5 protein-coding genes are annotated in these 11693 nt (G+C 41.9%); all 5 read right to left on the bottom strand.

Translation table 11 applies throughout. The annotated features are described in order from the left end of the window. Nucleotides 1–7424: hypothetical protein (locus J5A74_00005; protein QUI95813.1), on the bottom strand; the 7424-nt coding region annotated here is incomplete at its 3' end. A gap of 89 nt (nucleotides 7425–7513) precedes the next feature. Beyond that, nucleotides 7514–8509: a sugar transferase gene (locus tag J5A74_00010; protein ID QUI95814.1), complete on the bottom strand. Its 996-nt coding sequence runs from the start codon at nucleotides 8507–8509 to the stop codon at nucleotides 7514–7516. 12 nt (nucleotides 8510–8521) lie between these two features. Beyond that, nucleotides 8522–8728 carry a hypothetical protein gene (locus J5A74_00015; GenBank protein QUI95815.1) on the bottom strand — a complete coding sequence of 69 codons (207 nt, stop codon included), beginning with the start codon at nucleotides 8726–8728 and terminating at the stop codon, nucleotides 8522–8524. Nucleotides 8729–8788: 60 nt separating this feature from the next. After that, nucleotides 8789–10147: an accessory Sec system glycosylation chaperone GtfB gene (gene gtfB / locus J5A74_00020; GenBank protein QUI95816.1), complete on the bottom strand. Its 1359-nt coding sequence runs from the start codon at nucleotides 10145–10147 to the stop codon at nucleotides 8789–8791. Then, nucleotides 10144–11673, bottom strand: a complete 1530-nt coding sequence (gene gtfA / locus J5A74_00025) for an accessory Sec system glycosyltransferase GtfA (protein QUI95817.1) — start codon at nucleotides 11671–11673, stop codon at nucleotides 10144–10146. The genes gtfB and gtfA overlap by 4 nt, the downstream gene beginning before the upstream one ends. Between the last annotated feature and the right edge of the window lie 20 nt (nucleotides 11674–11693).

The following is an 11693-nucleotide window of genomic DNA, read 5'->3' on the forward strand; positions in this document are numbered from 1 at the left end:
ACTGAATCACTTGCACTAATGCTATCGCTGACGCTCGCCGAAGTACTCGCACTGATACTGTCGCTAACACTTACTGAATCACTTGCACTAATGCTATCACTAACGCTTGCCGAATCACTTGCACTAATACTATCGCTGACACTGGCCGAATCACTTGCACTAATACTATCGCTCACACTCGCTGAAGTACTTGCACTAATACTATCGCTCACACTTGCTGAATCACTTGCACTAATACTATCGCTGACACTGGCCGAATCGCTTGCACTAATACTGTCACTAACACTTGCTGAATCGCTCGCACTAATGCTGTCACTAACGCTGGCTGAATCACTTGCACTGATGCTATCGCTGACACTGGCTGAAGTACTTGCACTAATGCTGTCGCTGACACTGGCTGAGTTGCTCGCACTAATGCTGTCACTAACACTGGCGGAAGTACTTGCACTAATGCTATCACTAACGCTTGCGGAATCGCTCGCACTGATGCTATCGCTCACGCTTGCTGAGTTGCTTGCACTGATACTATCGCTCACGCTTGTGGAAGTACTTGTACTAATACTATCGCTGACACTTACAGAATCGCTTGCACTAATACTATCGCTGACACTGGCCGAATCGCTTGCACTGATACTGTCGCTGACACTTGCGGAATCGCTTGCACTAATGCTGTCACTAACACTGGCGGAAGTACTTGCACTAATGCTGTCGCTAACACTGGCGGAAGTACTTGCACTAATACTATCGCTCACACTTACGGAATCGCTCGCACTGATGCTATCGCTCACGCTTGTGGAAGTACTTGCACTAATGCTATCGCTCACACTTACAGAATCGCTTGCGCTGATGCTATCGCTCACGCTTGCTGAGTTGCTTGCACTAACGCTTGTTGAAGTACTTGCACTGATACTGTCGCTCACGCTTGTGGAAGTACTTGTACTAATACTATCACTGACACTTGCGGAATCGCTTGCACTAATACTATCGCTGATACTTGCTGAATCACTTGCACTAATGCTATCACTAACGCTTGCTAAAGTACTTGCACTGATGCTATCGCTCACGCTTGCTGAATTGCTCGCACTAATACTATCACTAACGCTGGCTGAAGTACTTGCACTAATACTATCGCTAACACTTACGGAATCGCTTGCACTAATACTATCGCTAACACTGGTGGAAGTACTTGCACTAATACTATCGCTCACACTCGCTGAAGTACTTGCACTAATACTGTCGCTCACACTTACAGAATCGCTCGCACTAATGCTGTCACTAACACTTGCGGAAGTACTTGCACTAATGCTGTCGCTAACACTGGCCGAAGTACTTGCACTAATACTATCGCTCACACTGATGCTATCGCTCACGCTTGCTGAGTTGCTTGCACTGATACTATCGCTCACACTTGTGGAAGTACTTGTACTAATACTATCGCTGACACTTACAGAATCGCTTGCACTAATGCTATCACTAACACTTGCAGAAGTACTTGCACTAATGCTATCGCTCACACTTACAGAATCGCTTGCGCTGATGCTATCGCTCACGCTTGCTGAGTTGCTTGCACTAACGCTTGTTGAAGTACTTGCACTGATACTGTCGCTCACGCTTGTGGAAGTACTTGTACTAATACTATCACTGACACTCGCTGATTCGCTTGCCGATTCGCTTACACTGATACTATCACTTACGCTTGCTGACTCACTTGCCGATTCGCTTACACTGATACTATCAATTACGCTTGCTGACTCGCTTGCCGATTCGCTTACACTAATACTATCACTTACGCTTGCTGACTCGCTTGCCGATTCGCTTACACTAATACTATCACTTACGCTTGCTGACTCGCTTGCCGATTCGCTTACACTAATACTATCACTTACGCTTGCTGACTCGCTTGCCGATTCGCTTACACTAATACTATCACTTACGCTTGCTGACTCACTTGCCGATTCGCTTACACTAATACTATCACTTACGCTTGCTGACTCACTTACCGATTCGCTTACACTAATGCTATCACTCACGCTTGCTGACTCGCTTGCCGATTCGCTTACACTAATACTATCACTTACGCTTGCTGACTCGCTTGCCGATTCGCTTACACTAATGCTATCACTTACGCTTGCTGACTCGCTTGCCGATTCGCTTACACTAATACTATCACTTACGCTTGCTGACTCACTTGCCGATTCGCTTACACTAATACTATCACTTACGCTTGCTGACTCACTTGCCGACTCGCTTACACTAATGCTATCACTTACGCTTGCTGACTCGCTTGCCGATTCGCTTACACTAATGCTATCACTTACGCTTGCTGACTCGCTTGCCGATTCGCTTACACTAATGCTATCACTCACGTTTGCTGACTCGCTTGCCGATTCGCTTACACTAATGCTATCACTCACGCTTGCTGACTCGCTTGCCGATTCGCTTACACTAATACTATCACTTACGCTTGCTGACTCACTTGCCGATTCGCTTACACTAATGCTATCACTCACGCTTGCTGACTCGCTTGCCGATTCGCTTACACTAATACTATCACTTACGCTTGCTGACTCGCTTGCCGATTCGCTTACACTAATGCTATCACTTACGCTTGCTGACTCGCTTGCCGATTCGCTTACACTAATACTATCACTGACGCTTGCTGACTCACTTGCCGATTCGCTTACACTAATACTATCACTTACGCTTGCTGACTCACTTGCCGACTCGCTTACACTAATGCTATCACTTACGCTTGCTGACTCGCTTGCTGACTCGCTTGCCGATTCGCTTACACTAATGCTATCACTTACGCTTGCTGACTCGCTTGCCGATTCGCTTACACTAATGCTATCACTCACGCTTGCTGACTCGCTTGCACTAATGCTTCCACTCTCGCTTGCTGAGGTACTCACGCTGATACTATCACTTACGCTTGCTGAGGTACTCACACTGATACTATCACTGACGCTTGCTGACTCGCTTGCCGATTCGCTTACACTAATGCTATCACTTACGCTTGCACTAATGCTTCCACTCTCGCTTGCTGAGGTACTCACGCTGATACTATCACTTACGCTTGCTGAGGTACTCACACTAATACTATCACTTACGCTTGCTGACTCACTTGCCGACTCGCTTACACTAATGCTATCACTTACGCTTGCTGACTCGCTTGCTGACTCGCTTGCCGATTCGCTTACACTAATGCTATCACTTACGCTTGCTGACTCGCTTGCCGATTCGCTTACACTAATGCTATCACTCACGCTTGCTGACTCGCTTGCACTAATGCTTCCACTCTCGCTTGCTGAGGTACTCACGCTGATACTATCACTTACGCTTGCTGAGGTACTCACACTGATACTATCACTGACGCTTGCTGACTCGCTTGCCGATTCGCTTACACTAATGCTATCACTTACGCTTGCACTAATGCTTCCACTCTCGCTTGCTGAGGTACTCACGCTGATACTATCACTTACGCTTGCTGAGGTACTCACACTGATACTATCACTGACGCTTGCTGACTCGCTTGCCGATTCGCTTACACTAATGCTATCACTTACGCTTGCACTAATGCTTCCGCTCTCGCTTGCTGAGGTACTCACACTGATACTATCACTCACGCTTGCTGACTCGCTTGCCGATTCGCTTACACTAATGCTATCACTTACGCTTGCTGACTCGCTTGCCGATTCGCTTACACTAATGCTATCACTCACGCTTGCTGACTCGCTTGCCGATTCGCTTACACTAATACTATCACTTACGCTTGCTGACTCGCTTGCCGATTCGCTTACACTAATGCTATCACTCACGCTTGCTGACTCGCTTGCCGATTCGCTTACACTAATACTATCACTTACGCTTGCTGACTCGCTTGCCGATTCGCTTACACTAATACTATCACTGACGCTTGCTGAATTACTTGCCGATTCGCTTACACTGATACTATCACTGACGCTTGCTGACTCACTTGCCGATTCGCTTACACTAATACTATCACTCACGCTTGCTGATTCGCTTGCACTAATACTTCCGCTCTCGCTTGCTGAGGTACTCACACTGATACTATCACTTACGCTCGCTGAATTACTTGCACTAATGCTATCACTGACACTCGCTGAATTACTTGCACTAATACTATCTCTAACACTTGCTGAGGTACTTGCACTGATACTGTCACTTACGCTCACCGAGGTACTTGCACTAATACTATCTCTCGCACTCGCTGAATTACTTGTACTAATGCTTCCACTCACACTCGCCGAATTGCTTGCACTGATACTAGCTGACGCAGAGTTCCTTGCACTCAAACTTGTACTTGTTGATGCAGATTGACTTGCAGATTGACTTGCACTAATACTAGCTGAATTTCTGGCACTAACACTATCCCTCAATGATACTGATGTACTTGTACTTTCTCTATAGCTTGCACTTTCACTTAAACTATCTCGATAACTTTGTGATAGGCTTTGGCTTTGACTTCTGCTTTCTGATGCCTTTCTACTTTCTGATGTGCTCGCCCTCTGAGACTCACTTTGACTTTGGCTTTGCCTTTCACTATTGATTCTATTGCTCGTTGATTGACTTATGCTCGTAGATACCTGTGGTGTACCACCTGTAACTTGGGCTAAAGAATTTAAAGTTGCTGTATAAATAGAATCCAAACCTCTCGAACTTGCCTGACTATAGTCAGGAGAATTTGTTCCTACTGTTTCGAGAACATGAACATAATTCCTTATATTACTAGGAGAGGCTAGAGAACCATCACCTGCAATACTTCCAAAGACAGTTCCTGCCGTGACATCTGTTTCATACCACCCCCATCTATTGGTCTGTGGGAGTATCTCAACAACAACATCAATTCTTGCACCAAGATTTAAAATTTTCTGTGCCTCTGGTTTAGCCTTTTCATAGATCTTCCCCTGATCTACCTCTGCCACCTTTAATGGTGCTTTACCTGTCAACAATAGCACTGATTTATTAGCTGCTGCATTTGTCTGGTTGCTCAATATCCTATTTGCTTCTGCCAAAGCATCTGGAAGTGCTGTTCTTCCTGTTACATCTTTTACTTCTTGTCCAGCATACAATTCATTATGAGGTGTTCCACCAGAGGCATGCGGGTTAGCTAATAATTGGTCAATTTCTCTAATGGCATCGGCCTTCTTTTTCTTTTCAAAATAAGACTTCGTTCCACTCTGATCTCCAGCACGCGTAGTTTTTTTATTATATCCAACTAAAGACACGACTACATTGTCATTATTAATTTTATTCAAATAATTTTTTATCTGCTTCAAATAATAATCATCTGTAAATGTCTTATATCTCTGTTTGTGATTTGTCTGTCCAGTATAATAGCCATATTCATTAGTATCTTCCACTAAAATAACAACTTCTGCTGATGTATCTACAGAATTCGCCTCTCTTAGCATCAAGGTATTCAGCAATCCATTTTGTGTTGGAACAGCTCTTAGTTGTGCATCAAGCCCTAAAAACATAGCATTTACATTATCGAGATTATTATCAAGTGAAAATACTACGCTGTCAAATTCAGATGTAGAAGCAGTAGCTATTTCTGACCCACTCTCTGAACCAGCACTAGAAAGACTTCCTGATACGCTTCCTGAAATACTTTCCGAAACAGAAGTGCTTTCTGAACCCAAATTCAATTCTGACCTTGTCCCACTCAATGATGAAGATCCCATTTCAGAATTATTATCACTACTGCTACCGTTGTTGCTATTTGGATCAGAGATGCTTTCACTATCAGAAATCATCTCTGACTGTGCATCCTCAGAGTCTGATTCTGATGTAGAACTTGCTCCAGTATTAGACACGGGTACAACTAATGAATCACTCGCCACATTTTCAAGGGCACTTGAAAGATTTTCATTTAATGACTCAATAGTCTCCGAGCGAACAACTGCTGCTGTGCTTGCACTCTGTGAATTTTCTTGTGAAACGGACTCACTGCTACTTAAAGAAATCGGTACTTGCTCTGATAAGCTGTGACTTGCTGATACACTTGCTTCTGCTAGTGCACTTCGCCTTTGACTCTCAGTGTTTTCGCTATTGACCTGTAAATGCATAGATGGTGTCATACTCTCAGAACCAATGCGTTCACTGACACTCATGCTTATACTGTGCATCGTGCTTTCGCTCTCACTTGTGCCCCCACTGCCTGTACTTGATGTACTTGCCGTGTTGGTTCCCTCTCCTGACATTCCTGACATCTGTAGATCAGATGTTGAATTCTGTGCCTGATTCAAAATTTGACTTGATATCTGTGTCAATAAATTTTCTTCATCGCCTGTGCTTTCACTACCTTGTGCTAATGTAGATATACTTTGATCGGCAATGTCTTCATTTCCTTCATTGGTCTCATCATCTGATATAACAAATCGACGAACACGCCTTAATACCTGCTGTATATCCATGGAATTGGAATCTTGTGCACTCTCACTAGAGGTAGAAAAATTACTACCAATATTTGAAGATATTGCAGATGTAGTGGAAGTACTTTGACTAGTACTGCCTGAATTTGTAATATTCTGGCTTGCACTGCTCTGGCTCATACTATTGCTTGTGGCACTCTGACTCATACTGCTCTGGCTATGGGAATTTACACTGGTAGCATCACTTGCATTTTCATTCCCACCCGTTGCCACTGACACACTACTTATATTTTCACTTTCCTGAGAAATTCCACTTGTTTGACTTGTACTTGTTTGACTTGTACTTGTTTGATACTCACTCGTTTGACTTGCACTTGCCTGAGTCGTACTGCCCTGACTTTCATTTACTTGACTTGTACTCTCATATGTATTTTTTTCTGACATAGAAACCCCTCTGACAGAGCTTTCGCTGTCAGTTCTGTCACTATGTCCCGTTCTCTCTGAACTCTCTGCACTAATGGTACTTTCCATTGTCTGCGTTCTTGCAACATCAGACAACTCTTCTCTTGCAGATGTTGTCCCCACCTCGCTTGTATGTGCCGCAACATTTTCAGATCCTCGTTCACTTGTCGCACCCGTTACTCTCTCAGAAATTCTTTCAGAAGCTCTCTCTGAGGCTCGTTCAGAACTTCTCTCACTCATTTTTTCCGAAGTTCTTTCACTGGCCTTTTCCGAAATTTTTTCACTGGCTCTTTCGCTTGCTCGCTCACTATCTCTTTCTCGCTCGCTTGCTCTTTCTTCATTTCTTCTTGTCTCAGACTCTACAGATCGAATAATTACAGATTCACTGTTGACGATATTTTCCTCTGTTGTCAACACTCGCTCTTCCTCTGTACCACCTGCAGCCAATACATCATTTTGTGCCAACGCAGCTCCACCCATCACTGTTCCAATAGCTGCAAAGCCTTTGAGTAAAGCCTTTTGTTGACTTTTCTTGCTCCGCCTTTTCCTTTTCTTATCACTCATCTATTCTCTAACCTCTCTTGTCCCCATTGCTCATCCCACTGCCTATTCTATGTCTATACCACCACTCACTTACAAAATTTATACATTCTCTATTCCTCAAAACGAAGTGCAAATATTGCATCAAGCAATAACTTTTTGGTAAAATACCCATCCTTAATTAAAAAATTAAAATGAAAAATATTTTCTACCATCTCATTATATTGCTGGGGAGTACAAGATTGTACTCGTTGAGAAGCCTCCTCCAAACAATCAACCACAAAACCAAGGTGATTCTTCTCAATTGCCTTGGCAGGAGCAATTCCTCGCTCCACAATAACCGGAATACCTGCAGCCAAGAAATTCCCAAGCTTATAAGGCATCACACAGTAATAATATTCCTTCGCCTTTTCAGAAGACCAGACAAGCCCAAATCCTCCCTGTGACATCTGTGACAACAACCCAAGTTCACTCTGATAACCATTGAGCTGAATATTTTTTCCCGTCACATCTAATTCCTCTCTTGTGTATAGAGAAAGTAATGTATCATATTTCCAATCATCAATGAATGTAAATCGACTTGGTGCACCTGTAAAAATCATTTTCTTTTGAAATTCTGGTTTATTCAAACTTCCAGACACTGGATAGTCAAACATCTTTTGCACCAAATATTTCTTAACCTTCAAACCATGTTCAACTAGCACATCATACATCGTCTGTGATGGAAGAATAATTAAATCGGACATATTATAGATATCAATGGTTCTTCGTAAATTTTCTTCTCCAGATTGAAATAACAATGGAATTACATCATGTACAAACATAATAATTTGAACATCTTTATATGCTCTTATTCTTTGTACTATGCGTTCATCATAGCGAAGAATATTCCAACTTGGAGACTGAATAATCACAATATCTCCAAATTTTAATCCTGCAACAATACCATCAAGCCTTGCAGAAAGCTGTTCATCAGTGTCTACATTGACATCATAGCAAAATAGAGGCATCTCAACAAAACCTAATGTACTTGCTACCTTCATCACATTTTGCTGTGCAATCACATGTGTCCCCATTTGATTGTAAATACTTGTAATATGTACTCTCATTATCTTCCTCCACTATAAACTAATCAAGAGGCGCAATATGCCCGAAACAACAAATGCAATAGCAATAATAACGGCCATAATATAGACACTGCGATTACTTCCCTTTGTCGATACCTCCCGACTCCTTCTTAGATTTTGAATATCAGCCAAGCGTCTTTCTATATCTCTGCCCAGCAAATCTTCTCCAATCCCTTCTATATCTCTCTTTTCTCTTTTCAATATCACTCACCTACTTCTTCTTAACTCTCTAACATTCTAATTCCCTAATATTCTAATTTCTTAACACTCTAATGCCATGTCGTCACTATCACCCAAAAAGTGTCGATATGACTCTGGTGTCTCCACCATTGCATGTTTCTTTTGTAAATCCAAAAAATATCTCATCATTTTCTTCTCTTCCAGCACTGCTTGGATGGCTCTGATCATATCAGCAACATTTTCTAACGAATAAATATTTTCTGGCAAAATCAAATTGCGTCTATGAGCGGTTTGCTGGAAAGCAAAAATCAATTGTTCATGAATAAAGGCCATTTGTAACGCATCTAAAATTTCATTTCCATAATTGATATCTAAATAAATGTCATTTTCTGCCATCAATTTCACACCCTGCTCTGGGGTAATCGCTGGCAAAAGACAAACATTATCATACTTATCCATACTTAATAACTTTGCCGACATTTCCGTCAATGCGGCAATAGTAAATTGCACCTGTGAAAGTTCTTCCACTAATATCGTCAGCTTCTCGATTTCATCCGAATTGGTCAAAATCAATGCCTTCTTCTGGTATTGATTTTCTCTGGCAAAAGTAATAATCATACCCAGCTTTTCAATCTTGTCTGAATCCACACCAAGCTTTAACAGCATATTGTAGGCTTCTAGGGATTGAATTGCAATCTTTTTGGTTCTGCGTTCTGGATGATCCAAAATAGATTGCATATTTCCTGGAATGTTCTGCCCAATTTCTTCCTCCCAGAATAAGATATCTTCTCCTTCAATTCCCATATCGCCCAAGCGATTTGAAACAAAAAATGGATAGGAAAGAGAATTATACAAAATTCGATCCAAAGAAAACGCTCGCTTTTGCAAAAAATAGATTACAAATTCAGGAAGATTGGCAAAAATTCTTGTTTTACCTTCCTCCTCAAGCAAAATATTCCCTGTAATATAATTCTCTGTAATCACTACTTGACCATTTGGTGAAAAATAGGTCTTTATCTGACGTCGTCCGTCTAAACTCCAAACGGTCTGGGCAAAGCGCATACCAAAGCGATTGTAGTGATCAGTCAAGCGCACTCTTTTCTGCCTATCCAACCAATCCACTGCCCGAATCAGGCGGCGATATACTGGTTCAGCATAAAAAATTCTTGCTCGAAGCTCATCATAATCCACCACTTCTCCCTGTGTACCTGTCGATTGAATCTCCCACAAATCAGGAACTTTTAGGCGATTAAAAAATCTTGCCCTCCCACGCAAATTGGGATTTTCAAACCCACAAAACCAACTAAATGGAGAAGTCACCTCCTGTGGGTGAAAGCCGTCAGTCACAATGCTCACTGCTGGCATATCATAGCCTGCTTCTCTCAATGAATACAGAAGCATTTGACTTTGCACTGTATAACTATCTAGTAAAACAATCATTGTTCTGCCTCTTTCTTAAAAACATTTTCTCCACAAGCATCGACCAAAAATCTTCTCCAGGTATCGACTAGTTCTTCTGTCATATATGGCTTAGCAAACATATACGATGCCCTAGAAAATGTTTTGATATCTACCTCGGTAAATAGACGAACCATTGCCTTGGCCAACCCATCGATCATTTCATTATTTCCATCTTCTTGCAATGGAATTAAAAATCCATTAATTTCATTGTGAATAAAGGTTGTATTCCCATAACGAACATCAATGCCAATCATTGGTAGACCTGCACTGATGGCTTCAAGTAAGGTCAATCCAAATCCTTCACTTGTCGATGCTGTGATATAGGCTTCATACTTTGGATAAACGGTAATCAAATCATAATGACCCATCAGACGAATATAGTCCTTTGCCCCATTCTCATCAATCAATTTTTCGAGCTCTATGGCATCTTTTCCGCTGCCATAGATATCCAATGTCAAGTCGGGCACAGATTTTTTTGCCTTCACTGCTGCAGTTACCAACCAATCAATATGTTTTTCTGGAGCAAGTCGAGAAGCCGTCATCAAAGAATATCTCTTTCTTTCTTTTGTTGGCTTTAGCAAAGTATCTACGCTGCCCACGGGAATCGTCACTACTTTTGGATGCATTCTCTGGTACCTCCGAAAATGCTTTTTCAACAGCTTTGTTTGAACCTCTGTGGAACAGATGTAATAGTCAATTTTATCTGCATTGCGAAATGTATATTCATAAAAATTATTCCAAAGAATGTTGTCTCTGGTCGTATTGTTCTCGCTAAAATGCTCGGCATGAACAACAACGGAAACCTTTGCCTTTCCCCGATTGGCCAATGCTCCCCTCGCAATATCTGTCGAACGATCAATAATGAGCATATCACTCTTATCTAGATGCAATTTCTTAAAGAAGTATCCAACAAAGGCCTCTTTTGAGTAGAGCAGCGCATCTCTCATCTTGTAGAGAATATCTTCCCCATCAATGATTTCCTCATACGCTGTGCTGCCATCGGTATTAAACCAACGCCTGAGTCTTAACTTTGCCCGTCCATTTTCTGGAGTAAAATACTCTGTGCAGTATTTGCCATAGGAATAATAGTCTCTTGTGAGCAAACACCCCTGAAAGACATCCTCCACTCTCTGAACAGCCTTTCCGTCCTTTGTCAAATATGCAGTGACAAAGTGCTTTCTATCTTTCTCATTATAGACAATGGTATCATTGATGGTGCTCTTTTCAAATTCACCATCTAACTTCTCTTCTAAGTCCTGTGGCGTAAATGTTGTTTTTGCCACTGAAAAATCAGTAAACCACAAATAGAGCCATATGACATCTTCATCTGCAAATCCAATATTCTTTGTCATATACTCTATATTATCTCGCTCAAAAAAATCAGTAAAAATAAATTTTGTTCGCACACCAAGTTGTGAAAAAATCTTGGATCTATAGGCCTGTGCGTATTCCACACCACTACTTGCCCAACCGATTCCTCGATTTACATTATACACTGTATTCATCCCAACAGTCCCCTTACTTT

It is taken from the genome of Lachnospiraceae bacterium oral taxon 096, from assembly GCA_018141845.1.
Classification (GTDB): Bacteria; Bacillota; Clostridia; order Lachnospirales; family Lachnospiraceae; genus F0428.